This is a genomic window from Chryseobacterium oranimense (assembly GCF_900129755.1).
Classification (GTDB): Bacteria; Bacteroidota; Bacteroidia; order Flavobacteriales; family Weeksellaceae; genus Chryseobacterium; species Chryseobacterium oranimense.
Genome location: NZ_FQWT01000001.1, coordinates 359,020 through 376,908 on the forward strand (window position 1 = coordinate 359,020; position 17,889 = coordinate 376,908).

Consider the following 17,889-nt stretch of genomic DNA (forward strand, 5'->3'; position numbering starts at 1 on the left):
AAGGTATATAGTAACTTTAACTTTGAAAATTTAAACCGTCATTCCAATATCAATTCCTTTAATTTTCCTGTAAAGATCGGTTGCAAAATTATCTGTCATTCCTGAAACAAAATCTATAACGCCAAGCACTTTCTGATAATCCGTCCCCTCTTCATAAACGAATTGCCTTGGAAGCAGTTTCAGAGCTTTTTTATCGTAAGATTTCCTTTCATCCTCAGGTTTCAGAATCGATGGAATAAAATGGTCGAGAAGCTCATACATTACATTATAACCCGCATTTTCAATTTCCACAACAGCTTTATGGTTGTAAATCTTTTCAATGGAGAATGATTCGATATCCTGGAGGGCACGGTTTTCAGACTTATAAATATCCAAAAGCCCATTGTTCAGATTACCCTCAAGGATGGTTTCAAAATTATGCTTGTAAATTTCAAGGGATTTATTGATCAGGGCATTGATTGCTTTTGCCCGCAGATAGGAGATCTTTTCATTTTCATTGGAAATGGAAGCCAGCTTATTTTTCACTTTTTCCGTATCGCTGCTTTCAGATTTTATCAGTTCAAAAAACAGGTTTTCACAGTCTGAAGTGGAGACAATTCCCAATCTGTGGGCATCTTCCATATCAATAATGTTATAGCAGATATCATCTGCTGCTTCTACCAGCCATACAAAAGGATGTCTTTTGAAGATATAGGGTTCTTCATTTTCCAGGATCAGATTAGTTGACTTTGCTATTTCCAGGAAAATATCTTTCTCGTTCTGGAAAAACCCGAATTTTTTTCTGTGAATAATCCCTTTTTTCTTGGCCACCGCTTCACAAGGGTATTTGGCAATGCTTGCAAGCGTAGAAAATGTAAGCTGAATTCCGCCATCATCTTTTCCCTGCTGACGTTGTGCCAGAACTCTGATAGCATTGGCATTTCCTTCAAAATTCACAAGATCCGCCCACTCCTTTTCATTAAATTTGACTTTGAGATCTTTCTCATTCCTCTCAAAGTAACTAGCAATAGCATCTTCTCCCGAATGTCCGAAAGCCGGATTTCCTACATCATGACACAAGCATGCTGCGGCAATTACATTTCCTAAATTATGAAGATAAAAGTTTTTGGAATCTTCTGTGAGATCATTTTTATAGGTATCAAAGATAAATTCTCCGATAATACTTCCCAAACTTCGCCCTACTGACGAAACTTCCAGCGAGTGGGTCAGCCTGTTGTGTACGAAAACGCTTCCGGGAAGGGGGAAAACCTGGGTTTTATTCTGCAGCCTTCTGAATGCGGAAGAGAAGATAATCCTGTCGAAATCTCTCTGAAAATCAGTTCTTGATGCTTTGGTATGCGGATTATTTCCTGTACGCTGATTCGTGAAAATCTGGTTTAAATTCATCATTTTTCAAAATTACTCCAAATTTTATTTTTACGGAATAGTATTTGAACTTTTGTTGAAAAGTAAAGCCATGCCTGAAGGACCATCCATAATTTTAATGAAAGAAAGCCTGCAGCCGTTTGTCGGAAAACAAGTGACGGAAGCTTCAGGCAATGCCAAATTCGATAAAGATCCTCTGACCGGACAAACCCTTCATGAAATCCGGACGTTTGGAAAGCAAACGTATCTTGTCCTGGATCAACAGGCGATCCGTATTCACCTGCTTATGTTTGGGTCTTACAGTGTTGATGAACAGACAAAGCCCGATAAAAGCCTTCGCTTGTCTCTGATTTTTAAAACCGGCAGCTTATATTTTTACACCTGCTCCGTCAAATCGGTAGATCTTGAATTTTTATCTTCAATAGACTGGGAAGCAGATATAATGAGCGATGCCTGGAACCCGCAAAAAGCAGAAAAGAAACTGAAATCCAAACCGCAGATGATGGTTTGTGATGCCTTAATGGACCAGGATATCTTTTCCGGAGTGGGAAATATTATCAAAAATGAAGTCCTGTTCAGAATAGGTGTCCAGCCTGAAAGCCTGATTGGAAATCTCCCACCTAAAAAACTGAAAGAACTGATTGCCGAAGCCCGCAATTACAGTTTTGACTTCCTGGAATGGAAACGGGAATTTGTTTTAAAGAAACACTGGCTGGTTCATACCAAAACAACATGTCCTAAATGTGGGCAAAAGCTAGTAAAAAAACAAACCGGTTTGGGGAAAAGACGAAGCTTTTACTGTGAAAAGGATCAGAAGCTTTATTAAATAAGCTGTTATAATTTTTGTCTTCACTTATTTACAGAATCTATTTTGGCCAATGTTTTTTCCATTCGCAGAAACAACCGGAATCGCCTTATATTTGGTTCTTTAAAGCAACTGCTTGATGCATGATTGCAATCACCACCCTAAACTTACAAAAATGACAGAAAACCTATGGCTTGACAGATGGAATGACAGGTACAGCAGTGAAGAATTCGCTTACGGAACAGAACCCAATAATTATTTAAAAGAACAGTTAGAAAAATTAAAGCCCGGTACTATCCTGTTTCCTGCAGAAGGCGAAGGGCGGAATGCTGTTTTTGCAGCAACAAAAGGATGGGAAGTTTTCGCCTTTGATATCAGCAATGAGGGTAAGAATAAAGCCTTACAGCTTGCTGCTAATCATAATATCGCGATTGATTATCAGGTTGGTGAGCTTCAGACTTTAAATTTTCAGGCTGAACAGTTTGACGTCATTGCTCTTATTTATGCACACTTCCCTGCAGAGATCAAGTCTTCTATCCATCGGATGCTGGATCAGTATCTTCGTAAAGGAGGAGTTATTATTTTTGAGGCATTCAGCAAAAATCATCTTGATTATATAGCCAAAAATGAGAGAGTTGGCGGCCCTAAAGACATCGGATCTTTATTTTCAATAGATGAGATTAAAGCAGACTTTCCCAATTACAGCATCATAGAGCTGGAAGAAAAAGAAATAGAGCTCCATGAAGGTTTATTTCATAACGGAACAGGTTCTGTAATCCGCTTTGTAGGTCAAAAGCTGTAATCTATCCTTCCGAATTCAGAGTTCCGCCGGCATAATTTGTAAAAAAATCGGATCTGTAAACTTCACCTATAGGAATTTCGAATTCATCGATATAAATATTATGATTGTCAAATGAATCAATAAAATCGAGATTAACCACATACGATTTACTTACCCGGAGAAAGGTATTCCAGGAAATTTTCTGGTGGATGGTTTTGAGATTCATGGCTGTGATAAGTTTTTGCTGCCGGGTATGGATAACGACATAGTCTTTCAGGCCTTCTATAAATTTAATGTCTGAAAAACTGATTTTATAGAATCTCCGGTCCGCTTTGATGAATAAAAAATCTGCCGTATTGGACTCTACCGTATTTTTCACTGTATCCTTAGACAAAAGTTCCGTGTAGAGAATAGCTTTTTCTATGGCTTTTTCAAGTCTTTTGGCATCTATCGGCTTCAACAGGTAATCTACAGCTTCCAGTTCATAGCTTTTTAAGGCATATTGGGAATAGGCCGTGGTAAAAATAATCAGTGATTTTTTGGGCAGCATTTCGGCAAATTCCAATCCGGTTACCATCGGCATCTCGATATCCAGAAAAATAAGATCTACCTCATTGGTTTTCAGAAAATCCAGTGCTGAAGGAGCATTGGAAAATTCGCCCAGGATTTCGACCTTTGAGGTTTCATTGATCAGTGAACGCATTTCTGCTCTTGCAAGCGGCTCATCATCTACTATAATACAGTTCATACAGGAATTTTTAAATTAACGGTATATTCTTTTTCTCCGGAGGTAATTTCAAGGCTGAAAGTATGTCCATAGAGAAGCTCGAGTCTTCTTTTAATATTGGCAAGTCCCAGTCCGCTGTAGTTGGCGTTGGAAACGGTCAGACTCGGATTCATTGAATTGGTACAGGTGAAATAAAGGATTTTATTTTCGACACTTATATTTATTTTCACATAGCACATCTTGCTGCTGATATCAAGACTGTGTTTTACTGCGTTTTCAACAAAAGTGGTAAATAAATTCGGCGGGATAAAAGTACTTTTTATCGTTCTGTTTTCTGTTTCTGCATTAATGGTGAACGAGAAATTTTCTCTTCGTATTTTTTCAAGGTTCAGGAAATTGGATAAAAAATCAATCTCTGAAATAAGCAGAGTTTTCTCTTCTCCGTTTTCATACAGCTGATATCTCAAAAATTCTGAAAGCTTAACGATAACTGCTGATGCTTTTTCAGGATCTGTTCTTGTAAGCGCCTTCACATTGTTCAGCATATTGAAAAGAAAATGCGGATTGATCTGGTTACGGAGCTCATTCAGCTCCATTTGTAAGGTAAGATTATTGAGTTCCGTTAGTCTTTTGGTATCGGTGATCCATTTTTGCAGGAGTTTTACGGTAGTTGTTGTCATAATAATCGGGATGCACATCAATATACCTTCATACAGATTTGCTTTTTCACTCTCCTTTTTAATATTTTCTACCCTGAAGTCCCCGAAGAAAAATTTAAAGCCATAGCTTATCATGTTCAGTCCGGCAACTCCCATTATTAACAGCAGAATGAGATAGGTAATATATCTTGTTTTAAAGAAAAACTTTGGCACCAGGACATATATATTGATGTATACCATGGTAATCAGGACAACATATACAAAAAGCAAAACATAATACTGATAAAGCCCGGAATACCAATGCCAGAACCTCGCACTGTACATCAGAAAGAAGAAGAAAATCAGGAATAACAGATGCCTGCGGACTTTGAACCGGTCTTCAACCAGAAAATCCATGACAAGTGTCTCCTTAAATTTTAATGACCCGTATTTCATAATATTCCGTAAGTCTTAATCAGAAACAAAAATAGAGAATAACGCAGGAAATCTTTATAATATTATACCAACCCTGTCATTTTTTATACCAATTTTAACGGATGGGATTTCGTATAAAATAAAAGCGGTTTCGTATAAAAAAAATTTCATACAATGGTATTATTTCTTTCTTTGCCCTGAATTTTAATGCTTATGGAATTAGCCGTTTTTCAGGAACTTACAAAAGAAATAACTTCAGAATGTTTTTATATGACAGAATCCCAGCAAGAAGAAAAGGTGATACAGATGATTGATCTGCACCATTTTGTGGAGTGTTATCAGTCACCGATCAGTATTTTAAATTATATTCAGCACCCTATTAACATTGTGGAAGAAAATGGTGTTAAAAAAGGGATTTTATTCTATAACCTTAGCCACCACACTCCCTACGACTGGAATGTTTTTGAAGAATTTAAAAGACAGAAACAGCTTAAAGAAGTCTGGTTTGTTTTTGTGGAAGAAAACATGGTTAGCAATACGTTCCGTCATAAAGACTTTATTACCGAGAACAGTATCGAGATATTTTATGACAGGATATTTCTGTTTAATTTCTTCCAATCCACTATCCATATTTTAAAGTAGATATAAAACATAAAAAATTGGAGCTGTTTTGATCTTTTTAACTAAAAAATCAATGCGTTCCCATTTTCGAAAACACATTAATAACAATTACCCCAATAACGATCAAAAGAATTCCTATGATGGCCGGAAGATCCGGAACCTGCTTAAAAGCAACGATTCCAATCATCGTTATGAAAACAATACCTACCCCGGACCATATGGCGTATGTTATTCCTACAGGAATATGGCGAAGGGTAAGGCTCAGAAAATAAAAGGCGGAAGCATATCCTATCACGGTAACCACAGATGGCCAAAGCTTTGAAAATTCTTCAGATTTCTTAAGAAAAGTGGTTGCTATGATCTCGAATATAATTGCTAAGGCAAGAAATATATAACTGCGTCCCATAAAGCGTATTTTCTACAAAAATAATGAAAGCCATTTTTTCCTTATAAAAACTGACTGCCAAATCGGTAGCGTTTTCTATTTTTCATTGGGATTTAATCATTAAATTCTTATAGTATCCGGATTCCTACCTGAGTATATGAATATGAAATATAAATCCTGCAAAATGAACCTCTTAATATCCCCCATAGGTGAAAATATTCAAAGTAGTTGTCATCAATCATTTATAAAAGAAAAAAATTGCATCGTTAAAAAATGTGTGACAATATATGTTTCAAGTATGTCAGTATTTCTATATGATGTGACAAAATTCTCAAATTCGTGTCACCAATCCGTTCGGGGTTGAAAAATTTCAGGATAAAATCAGGCTTCGAAAAATAAGTTTTCTTAACATAATAATTCTTTCATTTCCCAAAATCTGACGTTCAGTTACCAAGTTGAAAGCAGATACTATGCATTGCATTTTTGATTTTTTGTTTTATCAAGTCCAATATAGAAGTATTGAAACAGTTATCAACTTTTTAAAATTTTACAGATAAGACAATAAAGATATCAATAATTTCATAAAAACACATTAATTATTTATAAACAAAAGGGTCGTAAAAATTAACAAATTAAGAACATAACACACTGATATACATCATAATTATTTGCTTTGGCACGTGATTTGAAAATAGTAATATTGCAATTAGAAAATTGATAAAATAAAGTCAAATAATTAAATAAAACAAAAAATGGTAACTTACATCGGTATCGCAACATGTGTAGTAGTATTCGCTTCTTATTTTGCAACAGTAAAAAGAGAACAAAGAAACTAGTTCTATTTAAAGGAAAGCTTATAGAACATCTATATTAATTGTATTGTTTATGTTTTTAATCTGAAAATGTCAGATGACGCTCTTTTACTCATTAGAGTAAAAGGGCCGGAAAACATAACTTTTTATCTGAATTTCATAGCAAATTTTATATATCCCAATAGTCAAGCCGAACCATAGTTCGGCTTTTCTTGTTGATTAACGGTAATTTAAAGGTTTTGGCTAAAGCCAGATGAGGATTTGTTTTTTATAAACGGGCTAAAGCCCGTTCCTATCGAATATTATTTGATATAGTCTATTGGTTTATCCGGAACTTCAATCAATAAAGCCTTATCTTTGTTCGGATAAGAATCACTTTTTAGTTTTTTAACATGAATCTGTATAATCTCATCATTCAGGACAAGGAGGAAGTAAGCCTTAACGATGTATTTCTCGACAGCCATAACAGAGACCAGCTGGTACAACTTATCAAAGAGCATACTTATGTGAAGGAGCTGCAGGAATATGGGCTTCCGGTCAATAATAAGATCCTTTTGCAGGGAAATTCCGGATGTGGAAAAACCATGACCGCCAAAGCTGTAGCGAATGCGCTAGGTAAAAATATCCTGATCCTTAATCTCAGTAATATTGTGTCTTCGCGTATCGGAGAGACTTCACAAAATATCAAAATGATCTTCGACAAAGCTGCAAGGGAAAGATCTGTTCTTTTCCTGGACGAACTGGACCAGATCGGGAAAGCGAGAGGCAGCGACGACAAGGACGTGGGCGAAATGAGAAGACTTGTGAATACCCTGATCCAGCTTATTGATTATTATCCCGAGAACGCTCTTCTGATGTGTGCCACCAATCATGCAGAGATTATCGATACTGCCCTGCTGAGACGTTTTCAGTTAAAGATCAGCTACGAACTGCCCTCAAGGGAGTTTTTAGATACTTATTATGACAGTCTTGTTTCCGGCTTTCCGGAAGAACTGCAAAAAGTAGAAAGAAAATACAACATTTCTTTTGCTGAAGCGAAAGATCACACTTTAACCTCAATAAAATCTGCTTTAATCAAAAAACTGGAAGCCGAGAAAATCATACAGCCATGAAAGAAGATATCCTCCACAATCTTGAAATCATAAATGACAGAATCAGGAAAGCATGCGAAAAAGCAGGAAGGAGCCGGGATGAAGTAAGATTACTGCTGGCTACAAAAACGGTTTCCGCAGAACGCATTAAAACTGCCTTAGAAAACGGGTATACCCTGATTGCAGAAAATAAAGTTCAGGAACTAAAAGAAAAATATGAAGGACTGAAAGATACACCTCATGAAAATCATTTCATCGGGCATCTCCAGACCAATAAGATCAAAGATATTCTAAAGTATGACGTGGTTTGTGTACAGTCTCTGGACCGTCCGGATCTTGCAGAAAAACTCCACCAGCGGCTTTTATCCGAAGGAAAAACAATAGACGTCCTGATCCAGGTGAATACTTCCGGTGAGGAAAGTAAATTTGGCGTACATCCTGAAGAAGCTGTTGAACTGACCAGAAAAGTTGCTGAATTCACGACATTAAAGATCAAAGGATTAATGACGATCGGTCTTTTCAGTGCAGAAACGGAAAAGGTAAGAAAATGCTTTAAGATCCTTAAAGATTTACAGCAGGAGATCATCAGCCAGAATATTCCCAACGTAGAAATGAAGGAGCTTTCCATGGGAATGAGCGGTGACCTGGAAACAGCCATTGAAGAAGGCGCTACAATTGTGAGAGTGGGAACTGCAGTATTTGTTGCTAGAGTATATCCGGATTCTTATTACTGGAATGAAAAAGTTTAGGAGTATGAGAGTATAAGGGTGAGAGAGTATGAGGATGTGGGAGTTTTGAGATTGTTTAAAGTTTAAATTTTTAAATCCTGATGACTATTTGATTGATCTTTTATTTCACAAAAAAGACAATTACGATTTTAAAATCAGCTGTGCTATGGCAAAATCATAAAAAATTTTACGTTAAAAAAGTTAATCTTTTCATTTATAACTATTTAGATCAGTTTTTATTATAGATTTACGGCACACAAATACCATCTATGATGAAAACAAATATTTTGCTCTCTTTCCGGAATTCTCTCGGAATATTTTGCTGTCTTTTCACTGCTGCCCTGATGCTTGCTGACTGCTCTGGAAATGGACCAAGGAATGAAAATGATATGATAAAAGCTACTTTTTTAATAACCTGTATAACGATCGCCAGCATTTTTGCGACTTTATATATTTCAAAAAAAATTAAGCGGAAAGGTTAACGGTAAGTGATAAATTGAGTAGAGTTAATTTTCACAAAAAAAGCTCATCCAATTCTATTTACTGCATATAGAATTTCTATTCCGGCAGAGTATACGGCATCTTTTTTGCTCATAAATTATTAATAACCAAACAAATACATTTATGATTAAAAAATTACTTTTGGGCTGCCTATTCATGGCAGCAGTACTGTCTTCATGTACTAAAGATCAAAATTCAACATCTTCAAAAGACAGTGAAGCATCTATTCAAATAGTTTCAATGGTAACATGTGCAACTATGGCTGTGGCACTTCTTGTAGCATACAGCTATAAAAGAAGGTAATAGAAAATAAACTTAAAAAAAACACCCGTTTAGAATCTAAACGGGTGTTTTATATTGGTTATAAATTATTACATATAAGCTTCAATCGGCTCACAAGTACATACTAAGTTTCTGTCTCCGTAAGCTTCATCCACTCTTGAAACAGAAGCAAAGAATTTGTGGTCTCTTACCCACTCCAGCGGATAAGCTGCCTTTTCTCTGCTGTATGGTTTATCCCATGAATCAGAGATTACCAGCTGTTCTGTGTGAGGAGCGTTTTTAAGGACGTTGTTGGCCTGATCTGCTTCTCCGTTAGCAATCTCTTCAATTTCTTTCTTGATGGAGATTAAAGCTTCTGCGAAACGGTCGATTTCAGCCTTGCTTTCAGATTCCGTAGGCTCTATCATTAATGTTCCTGCTACAGGGAAAGAAACAGTAGGAGCATGGAATCCATAATCCATTAATCTCTTCGCCACATCAGCCACTTCAATTCCTAAAGACTTGAACTGACGGAAATCTACGATACATTCGTGAGCCACTCTTCCATTCTTGTTTGAATATAAGATCGGGAAATGCTCTGCTAAAATTTCTTTCAGATAATTTGCATTCATGATCGCATGTCCGGTAGCTTTTTTCAATCCTTCTGTCCCTAACATCTTGATGTAAGAGTAAGAAATATTCAGGATCAATCCTGAACCGTAAGGTGCTGCAGAAATACCGTCGATTGCATCTTTAGAACCGATTTTGATATTGGCATTGGAAGGAAGGAAAGGAACCAGGTGCTTAGCCACACAGATCGGGCCTACTCCAGGACCTCCGCCACCGTGAGGAATCGCAAAAGTTTTGTGTAAATTCAGGTGGCAAACGTCTGCCCCGATGTTTCCAGGACTTGTGAATCCTACCTGAGCATTCATATTGGCACCATCCATATATACCTGGCCGCCGTGCTCGTGGATCAGGCTTGTAATTTCTTTAATATTGGCATCGAAGAATCCGTAAGTAGACGGATAAGTGATCATTACACAAGACAGGTTCTCAGAATGCTGCTCTGTTTTAGCTTTTAAATCTTCGAAATCGATTTCCCCGCTTTCAAGGTTTTTAACGACAACAATTTTCATTCCTGCCATGGCTGCAGAAGCCGGGTTGGTTCCGTGTGCAGACTGAGGGATCAGTACTACATTTCTGTGGCCTTCACCTCTTGAAATGTGATATTCCCTGATTACCATTAATCCTGCATATTCTCCCTGAGCTCCTGAATTCGGCTGCAGAGAAGTTCCTGCAAAACCAGTGATCTCAGCAAGGTCTTTTTCAAGTTCTTTGATCATTTCCTGATAACCTCCTGCCTGATCTACTGGTACAAACGGATGAACAGCTCCCCAATTATCCCATGAAAGTGGCAACATCTGAGTAGCAGCATTCAGCTTCATTGTACAAGATCCAAGAGAAATCATTGAGTGCGTTAATGACAAGTCTTTTCTTTCAAGACGCTTGATGTAACGCATCAATTCTGTTTCCGTATGGTATTTGTTGAATACCTGCTCGGTAAGAATTTCGTCTTTTCTTAAATTCTCTTCAGGGATGCTGTATCCTTCTTTGATTTCTAACTTGAAAGTCTGCTTATCTTTGAACTGAGCAAAAGAAGCCATCAGAATATTTAATTTATCCAATGTAGTACTTTCATTGATGGCAATGCTTACAACACCTTCTGTGAAATAATTCAGATTGATTTTATGATCAAGCATCATTCTTGACAATCTTCCTTTTTCATCTTCACTCATTGTAATTTTCACCGTATCGAAGATCGGCTCTTCAACAACCTGATATCCTAATGCTTTAAGACCGTTTTTCAAAGCGTTTGCCTTAAAGTGGATCTGATCAGCGATGTAGTTCAAACCTTTAGGACCGTGGTAAACGGCATACATTCCTGCCATTACAGCAAGAAGTACCTGTGCTGTACAGATATTGGAAGTAGCTCTTTCTCTTTTAATGTGCTGCTCTCTGGTCTGAAGCGCCATTCTCAATGCACGTTTTCCGTACATATCCTGAGAAACCCCGATGATTCTTCCCGGAATATCTCTTTTGTAATCTTCCCTGCAAGAGAAAAATGCTGCGTGAGGACCTCCGTAACCTAATGGAATACCGAATCTCTGTGAAGTTCCAACCGCACAGTCAGCCCCCATGGAAGCCGGTGATTTCAGTTTAACCAAAGCCATCGGATCGCAGGCAACAACTACCTGCAGGTCTAACTTTTTATATTCTACAATATCTTCTGTGTAATCCAGAACGATTCCGTTTTTACCCGGGTACTGTAATAAGACACCGTAATAAGTTTCGTCAAACTGGTGAGTTTTGTGATCACCTTCCACAATTTCGATAGCTAAACCTTCTGCTTTGGTTTTTAAAACAGCAACGGTTTGAGGCAAAACAAGATCGGAAACAAAGAATTTGTTTGCATTTGCTTTCTTCTGCTCTTTCGTTCTGTTGTTAAAGAACATGTGCATTGCTTCAGCCGCAGCTGTAGACTCATCAAGAAGAGAAGCATTCGCAAGCTCAAAGCCTGTAAGGTCGCACACTACAGTCTGGAAATTCAGAAGAGCTTCCAGTCTTCCCTGGGCGATTTCCGCCTGATAAGGAGTATACGCCGTGTACCAGCTTGGGTTTTCAAAGATATTTCTCTGAATAGCTGATGGTAAAAGGGTATTGTGATATCCAAAACCAATGTAGCTCGTATAATCAGTATTCTTCGATGCCAAATCTTTCGAATGGTTCAGCATTTCGTATTCTGAAAGCGGTGCCGAGATCTCAAGATCTTTCTCTAAACGGATAGAAGAAGGAATGGTCTGAGAAATTAGTTCTTCAATACTTGAAACGCCCAATTTTTCCAACATCGCCTGTTTATCGGCTTCATTAAGGGAAATGTGACGGCTCACAAACTGTTCTGTATTCATTTTTATTTATTAGATTTTGTTCGTAAAAAAGATTCGTAAAATTACAATTTTTTAAACGATTGTACAAGAGTGTGAAATTGCTGAAACGATGGGGGAAATTCCAGATCTGTTAAAAAAAGAAACGATATAAAAATTATTTATTGCATAAAATCTAAAAGCTTAACTTTTAATACAAGGTTTAAAAAACTTCTTCAAGCAAATATCACCACCAGCTTAAAACCTGCCTTCTAATTTTATTCAGTCTAAATTTTAGTTTATGTATTAGATTGATGATTGTTTTCAGGAAGAATTTATTACCAAAAAACAATCTTTCTATTCTAAAATCATGCAATGAACACCTGATAAACACACTGATAAACAGGGGTGATAAGATTCATTAAATTTTATTAATTATATTTATTCTAAATTAATATATTTGCAACATGAATATGATTACCCCATTTAAAGTACCGCCTTTATCACCAGTATACGCATTCAATAATGAAGACATGTTCTGCGAAAAAAAATCCTGCTGCAAGAAATTCAAGAAGGGAAAAAGATGCAAGAAATGTCCGGGAAGAAAAAAGATGGCTTAAACTAGCCGGAATTCCTGAATAAAAAATACAGTGCCAGTACTAAAATAATAATTCCCCAGATCAGCATCATCATTTTGGGCTGACCGTATCTATTGATCCGTGTCCTCGGCTGAGGCCTGAACATTTCTTCCACACTGCTTTTAAACTGGGCACCATCGTTCTCAAAGACTTCAGTAATAGTGATTCCCTGCACAGCGGTTTTATGAAGCAGAGAATTCGTTGCATGAAGCAATAACTGGAATTTCCCGTCCTTGAATTCCGTAATCTTAAATATTCTTTCTCCAAAAGGTTTTTCCAGCCCGAAAGGAAGTATTTTTACCACATCCGCATTGTTGGTCTGCCAGTTGATGATAATCTCCTCCCCTTTTTTTGCATGAATCTTATTCGCCGTAAACGTTTTAATAGAAGGCGGGATATTGTACCTGAAACTTTTCTGATGACTCTCTAAATTCTGATCATAAGTACGTCTCTTTCCCGGATCACTCAATATTTCATAGGCTTCCTGGATTTCACGGAACCGCCCTGCAAAGAAGTCATCGTTTTCATTCTTATCGGGATGATATTTTAAAGAGAGCTTTCTATAGGCTTTTTTGATGTCTTCTTCTGAAGCATCCGGAGAAATCCCAAGAAAATAGTAATAGTCTTTCATTGAACCTTACAAAAATAAGGATTTATTTTCTTTATCATTATTCTGCAGGATAAAATGTGGCCTTATTTGAAGATAAATTCTACTTCTTAGTTTTTCAGATCCGACAGCGGTAGCTTCGATAATCTCAGCCATCTTCTATATGTATTTCTCTATTTTTCATAAAGTTACGCCCTTGATGAATGGGGCTCTAGAAGCCATCATTATTTGAGATTGCTTCGTCGCTGGGGCTCCTCGCAATGACAGTAAAAAAATTCCGGCGCGGGAAGCAGAGCTTCCCGCGCCGGAATTAACAATTTCAATTTAGTTTCTACTACTTATGCTTCTGCAGTGTTGCTATGATTCTTTCTGCAACATCCTGAAGCAAATTCTTTTTTGAACTTCCCTTTCAGTTCCTGATATTGCTCATCATTCATTTCTCTGATCTTATCTGCAAGACCGAAAGGTGATTTTTCTTTGATTCCGTATTCGTTAAAAATACCTTTCATAAATCTTTTTCTCTGTGCTATTTTTTTAGCAGCCAATGCTACTCCTACAACAGCTAATGCTCCAAGAGCTCCTTTTAATGCTGAATTTTTCATTTTTTCAAAATTTTAAATTTTACTACTTCTTGTTTTTTATATAGACGAATGAATTTTCAATTTACTTTACTACTTCTTTAAAATTTTCAAATTATTCGTTTGTTTTATTAGGTCTGTTAAAGAATCCGCCTGCACATTTTTCTCTCCAGACTTCTTTAAATTTTTCTCTTTCTTCAGGAGACAGATGCTGCATTTTTTCTCTCATCTTTCTTTCCTTAAAATCTCTTACCCCTTTTCCGAAATGGAAGCCTCCGAAAAGAATTTTACTCAAAATCAATATTCCCATTGCCTGCCAGTATGTTATTGATTTTACTCCCAAAATATCGGGAAGCAGACAATTCCAAAGGGACATGACGATCCATGTAACTCCCAGTAAAATCAACGGTGGACATAGGAATAAAAAAATCCAGCCTTTTTTGTGTTTATTATGATTCATAACTTTCTTTTTACTAACTATTTAAATCTTCGTATAATTTTCTCAACCTGTTTCTTAAATGCTTCACAGCATAATTTTTTCTACTGATAATGGTTTTTATATTTTCTCCCTGTTCATCAGCAATTTGCTGAAGGGTTTTATCGTTCAGTTCATTTTCTACGTAAACCAGTCTCTGTTTTTCGGGAAGTTCATCCAGAGCTTCAAAAAGCTTCTTCCATATTTCATCCTGAAACATCTTAACTTCAGGCCCGGCACTCTCGTCCAGCAATAAAATATCTTTGATAGAAAAACTTCCGTCTTCATCTTCATAAACGAAATCTTCAAGATTTTCAGTTTTCTTTTTTCGGTAACGGTCTGTAATTTTATTTGCAGTTACCCTGTACAGCCAGCCGCCCACATTCACAATCTCGGAAAGATTGGTCAGACTGCTGAACTGAAACCACACTTCCTGCAGAATATCTTCCGCATCTTCAGTGTTTTTCACTTTCGGACGAATATAAGACATCAGCTTTCCTCCGTACTTTGAAACGGTTTGTGAGATGATACTTGCTTTCTCCTCTTGTGGCATTGTTATTTCTTCGACAACCTCCATATTGCTATGACGAACTGTCTTTTGGTTTTACTTTAATAAATTTAAAAAAAATTATTGATTGGTGGATTTTTGGTACGGGATGCGGGTTTCGGGATACGGGATACGAGATGCGGGCTTCGGGGTGTGGGATAAAAGTTTTGGAAGAATGTTTGTAGCTGGAAATACTGAGGGAATCCCTAATCCCTGATTTCTAATCCCTAAATATCTAATAAAAAACGGAAAGCATTACACTTCCCGTTCCTGTTTATTCTAAAGTTATTCTATTTTTTATTAAAATTCTCTGCGAAGAAGCCCAGCATGTATTTGTATAGTTCCAGCCTGTTCGGTTCTTTTCCGAATCCATGTCCTTCATCATATTTTACCAGATAAGGAACTTCAAAGCCTTTTGCACGCATTGCATTTACAATCTGATCGGATTCATTGATGTTAACCCTTGGATCATTGGCTCCCTGTACCACAAATAAAGGTTTCTTGATTTTATCAATCTGGAAAACCGGTGAAACTTCTTTGGCTATTTTTGCTTCTTCCGGATTATCCAGATCATACCAGATCTGCTTTACCATTTCTTTGTAAGGCTTCCAGTATTCCGGGAAGGAATCGAAGAAAGTAAAAATATTGGATACCCCTACATAATCCACCCCGCAAGCATAGAGATCAGGAGTCTTGATAAGCCCCATCAATGTGGCATAACCTCCATGGCTTCCTCCATAGATAGCGATCTTATCTTTGTCTACCCAGCCTTGTTCAATGGCATATTTTACGCCGTCTTCCACATCATCCATTGCTTTTCTTCCGATCTGCTTGTAACCTGATTTCTGGAATTCTTTTCCATAGCCTCCTGAGATTCTGAAATTCACCTGAAGGGTTGCATATCCTCTGCTGGCAAAAAGCTGGGTCTCAGGATTGAAACCCCATTGATCCCGGATTCCCTGCGGACCTCCGTGGGGATTAACAATAAGAGGTACTTTTTTGCCTTCAAGAGCTGCTTTGGGAAGGGTAATATAACCATGAATGGTGAGTCCATCCCTGCTTTTGAATTCAATAGGTCTCATTTCTGCCATATCTTCTTCTTTCAGCTGTGGCATCAGATTGTAAAGAAGGCTTGTTTTTTTACTTTTCGTATCATATTCGTAATAAGCACCATAAAGCTTATCACTGCCTACATAAACCAAAAGCTTATCGTTGTTGTCATCGGAAGAAACGATGGAAAACTGTTTGTCTTTAAATTCAGCTTTCAGTTGATCATCAATTTCTTTATAAAATTTACTTACCGGGACCGTTTCGCTCTTAATACCGTCATAGCTGATATAATCCAGTTCGTAATTCCTGTTTTTACCGGCAAGGCTTATAGAATTCACATCAAATACCGGATTGGAGTATACCTCTCTGATCAATGCATTTTTTTTCAGATCATAAAGTACAATCCTGGATTTATCACTGTCCAGATTGGTGACCACATAAGCTTCATCTTTATTTTTAGAATTATCATTAAGGCCTATGATGTAAAAGGTATCTTTCCAGTCTGTGGATTTCAGGAGGTTGAATTTCCCTGTCTGTAAGTCTTTATAGTAAGTTTTTGTCGTTAGCCCGTTCTCAAGAACAGTGTATCCTCTGAGGTTTCCATCCTTATCAAACATATAATCATCAATAGGGCTGTTCACGTCTTTATTTTCATACAGCTGGGTCATTTCACCTGTATTGAAATTGATCTTATAAGGCTCAAAGATCTGTTTGTTGTTTTTATTCATGGTAACCACAACAAAATCCGTATCTTTTATCAGCTTTACGGTTCCCAGGGTAATTCCGTCAAACGGAGTAAGGTCCTTGAGATTTTTCCCGTCAATATCCGCAGCATACAGGTGGATATTTTCGTTGCCTCCTTTGTCTTGGGTAAAGAATAGGCGTTTGTTGCCAAGCCAGCCATAACTTTTGATAAGATCATCTTTTTCAACGATTGCCTTGGATATTTTGCCTGTTTTCAGTTCTTTTACATAAACATGATTCTTCTTATCCTTATCTTTTTCCTTGTAGGACAGATACTGCCCGTCCGGGGAAATTTTAAACTGTGAAGCATTGGGTCTTGCAAAATAATCTTCCACCTTATATTTAAAGTTTCCTTTATCATAAGAAATCAGTTTTTCAAGATTTGCTTTGGTGGATGGGAGCGTAGGATCGCCCGGCAGCTTGGCCGTTGAAGTCTGTGCATTAATCATAATTGCTGACAGTACGATTTGAGCCGTACCAAAAAATTTAGTGTTAAAATTCATAATTCATATTTTGGATGGTTAGTTTATCTATTAAAGATCTTAAACAATTAAAAGCTTATATATAATAGGACAGCTTACCTACCCAAATGTTACATAAATTATAAAAGTTTATATAAATAATTCCAAATATTTAAAAAGCTTAATTTATATATATTCCGAAATACCATGTCCAGACTATTAAAATAATCTGCATGGGAATCCTTTCCCTGTAAAGATAACTCATACCGGGCCCCGTATAATCTGCTTTGAAGATATTGATATTTTTCCTGGATGAATTAATGTTGGCCATAAATACCAAAACATAAAATATAATCAGCAATATCGCTGTAATTTCTCTTATGGAAGGGATCATCAGACCTATTCCCGCCGCTATTTCAAGAAATCCTGTACAATATACCCAGAACATTTTGCCGGGAATAAAATCAGGAATCATCATTGCCATTCCTTTCTGAAATTTGAAATGGGAAAATCCCGTGAATACAATAAATACAGCCATACCCAGATTTCCTGAAAATAAAAAATCAGGCTTACCCTGAGCAATATAAGTTCCCACTAAAGCAAGAATAAACGTTGCGAAAAGGATCGTTAATAACTTCATGTTTTATTTATTTTACAGTATTGAAAGATAAAATAATTTTATCATACTTCTTCTCAATATACTAAAAAACCACAC

18 protein-coding genes are annotated in these 17,889 nt (G+C 37.0%); 6 read left to right on the forward strand and 12 right to left on the reverse strand.

What is annotated here, in order from left to right; genetic code table 11:
- Positions 1-30: 30 nt before the first annotated feature.
- On the reverse strand, positions 31-1,386 hold the full coding sequence (locus tag BUB03_RS01595; RefSeq protein WP_073059790.1) for a deoxyguanosinetriphosphate triphosphohydrolase: 1,356 nt from the start codon (positions 1,384-1,386) through the stop codon (positions 31-33).
- Positions 1,387-1,456: 70 nt separating this feature from the next.
- On the opposite strand from BUB03_RS01595, the gene BUB03_RS01600 reads away from it, so the two are divergent.
- Together BUB03_RS01600 and BUB03_RS01605 are read left to right on the forward strand one after the other, a co-directional pair.
- Positions 1,457-2,191, forward strand: coding sequence for a DNA-formamidopyrimidine glycosylase family protein (locus tag BUB03_RS01600; protein ID WP_073061247.1), 735 nt, complete (start codon positions 1,457-1,459; stop codon positions 2,189-2,191).
- Positions 2,192-2,345: 154 nt separating this feature from the next.
- Positions 2,346-2,972, forward strand: a complete 627-nt coding sequence (locus tag BUB03_RS01605; protein ID WP_073061249.1) for a class I SAM-dependent methyltransferase — start codon at positions 2,346-2,348, stop codon at positions 2,970-2,972.
- A 1-nt stretch (position 2,973) separates the two neighbouring features.
- Here the strand turns inward: BUB03_RS01605 and BUB03_RS01610 are convergent, their stop codons facing one another.
- Together BUB03_RS01610 and BUB03_RS01615 are read right to left on the reverse strand one after the other, a co-directional pair.
- Positions 2,974-3,699, reverse strand: a complete 726-nt coding sequence (locus BUB03_RS01610) for a LytR/AlgR family response regulator transcription factor (protein ID WP_073059792.1) — start codon at positions 3,697-3,699, stop codon at positions 2,974-2,976.
- Positions 3,696-4,772 (reverse strand): sensor histidine kinase, encoded by a 1,077-nt coding sequence (locus BUB03_RS01615; protein ID WP_073059794.1) that lies wholly within the window; start codon positions 4,770-4,772, stop codon positions 3,696-3,698. Before BUB03_RS01615 ends, BUB03_RS01610 begins: the two co-directional genes overlap by 4 nt.
- A 192-nt stretch (positions 4,773-4,964) precedes the next feature.
- Here BUB03_RS01615 and BUB03_RS01620 point away from each other — a divergent pair, with 192 nt between their 5' ends.
- Entirely contained in the window at positions 4,965-5,393 is a 429-nt protein-coding gene (locus BUB03_RS01620; RefSeq protein WP_040995378.1) for a hypothetical protein, read from the forward strand.
- Between the two features lie 49 nt (positions 5,394-5,442).
- Here the strand turns inward: BUB03_RS01620 and BUB03_RS01625 are convergent, their stop codons facing one another.
- Positions 5,443-5,778: a DMT family transporter gene (locus tag BUB03_RS01625; RefSeq protein WP_040994484.1), complete on the reverse strand. Its 336-nt coding sequence runs from the start codon at positions 5,776-5,778 to the stop codon at positions 5,443-5,445.
- Between the two features lie 1,183 nt (positions 5,779-6,961).
- Here BUB03_RS01625 and BUB03_RS01630 point away from each other — a divergent pair.
- Positions 6,962-7,681, forward strand: coding sequence for an AAA family ATPase (locus tag BUB03_RS01630; RefSeq protein ID WP_073059795.1), 720 nt, complete (start codon positions 6,962-6,964; stop codon positions 7,679-7,681).
- Entirely contained in the window at positions 7,678-8,409 is a 732-nt protein-coding gene (locus BUB03_RS01635) for a YggS family pyridoxal phosphate-dependent enzyme (protein ID WP_073059797.1), read from the forward strand. Before BUB03_RS01630 ends, BUB03_RS01635 begins: the two co-directional genes overlap by 4 nt.
- 226 nt (positions 8,410-8,635) lie before the next feature.
- Here BUB03_RS01635 and BUB03_RS01640 read toward each other — a convergent pair whose 3' ends face one another.
- Positions 8,636-8,824: a hypothetical protein gene (locus BUB03_RS01640; RefSeq protein ID WP_073059799.1), complete on the reverse strand. Its 189-nt coding sequence runs from the start codon at positions 8,822-8,824 to the stop codon at positions 8,636-8,638.
- A 188-nt stretch (positions 8,825-9,012) separates the two neighbouring features.
- On the opposite strand from BUB03_RS01640, the gene BUB03_RS01645 reads away from it, so the two are divergent.
- Complete coding sequence (locus tag BUB03_RS01645; RefSeq protein WP_073059801.1) at positions 9,013-9,192, forward strand: hypothetical protein; 180 nt, start codon at positions 9,013-9,015, stop codon at positions 9,190-9,192.
- Between the two features lie 68 nt (positions 9,193-9,260).
- Here BUB03_RS01645 and gcvP read toward each other — a convergent pair whose 3' ends face one another.
- The 7 genes from gcvP to BUB03_RS01680 all read right to left on the reverse strand — a co-directional run bounded on the left by gcvP (position 9,261) and on the right by BUB03_RS01680 (position 17,814).
- Entirely contained in the window at positions 9,261-12,119 is a 2,859-nt protein-coding gene (gene gcvP / locus BUB03_RS01650; protein WP_040994475.1) for an aminomethyl-transferring glycine dehydrogenase, read from the reverse strand.
- A 576-nt stretch (positions 12,120-12,695) separates the two neighbouring features.
- A complete protein-coding gene (locus BUB03_RS01655) occupies positions 12,696-13,343 on the reverse strand; it encodes a J domain-containing protein (RefSeq protein ID WP_073059803.1) in 648 nt (215 codons plus the stop codon).
- Between the two features lie 314 nt (positions 13,344-13,657).
- Complete coding sequence (locus tag BUB03_RS01660; RefSeq protein ID WP_073059805.1) at positions 13,658-13,921, reverse strand: hypothetical protein; 264 nt, start codon at positions 13,919-13,921, stop codon at positions 13,658-13,660.
- A 91-nt stretch (positions 13,922-14,012) separates the two neighbouring features.
- On the reverse strand, positions 14,013-14,357 hold the full coding sequence (locus BUB03_RS01665; protein WP_040994469.1) for a hypothetical protein: 345 nt from the start codon (positions 14,355-14,357) through the stop codon (positions 14,013-14,015).
- 13 nt (positions 14,358-14,370) lie between these two features.
- Positions 14,371-14,949 (reverse strand): RNA polymerase sigma factor, encoded by a 579-nt coding sequence (locus BUB03_RS01670; RefSeq protein WP_040994467.1) that lies wholly within the window; start codon positions 14,947-14,949, stop codon positions 14,371-14,373.
- Positions 14,950-15,209: 260 nt separating this feature from the next.
- Positions 15,210-17,216, reverse strand: coding sequence for a S9 family peptidase (locus BUB03_RS01675; RefSeq protein ID WP_073059807.1), 2,007 nt, complete (start codon positions 17,214-17,216; stop codon positions 15,210-15,212).
- A 139-nt stretch (positions 17,217-17,355) separates the two neighbouring features.
- The gene (locus BUB03_RS01680; RefSeq protein ID WP_073059809.1) at positions 17,356-17,814 is read right to left on the reverse strand and encodes a DoxX family protein; all 459 of its coding nucleotides are present in this window, start codon (positions 17,812-17,814) and stop codon (positions 17,356-17,358) included.
- Positions 17,815-17,889 lie beyond the last annotated feature (75 nt).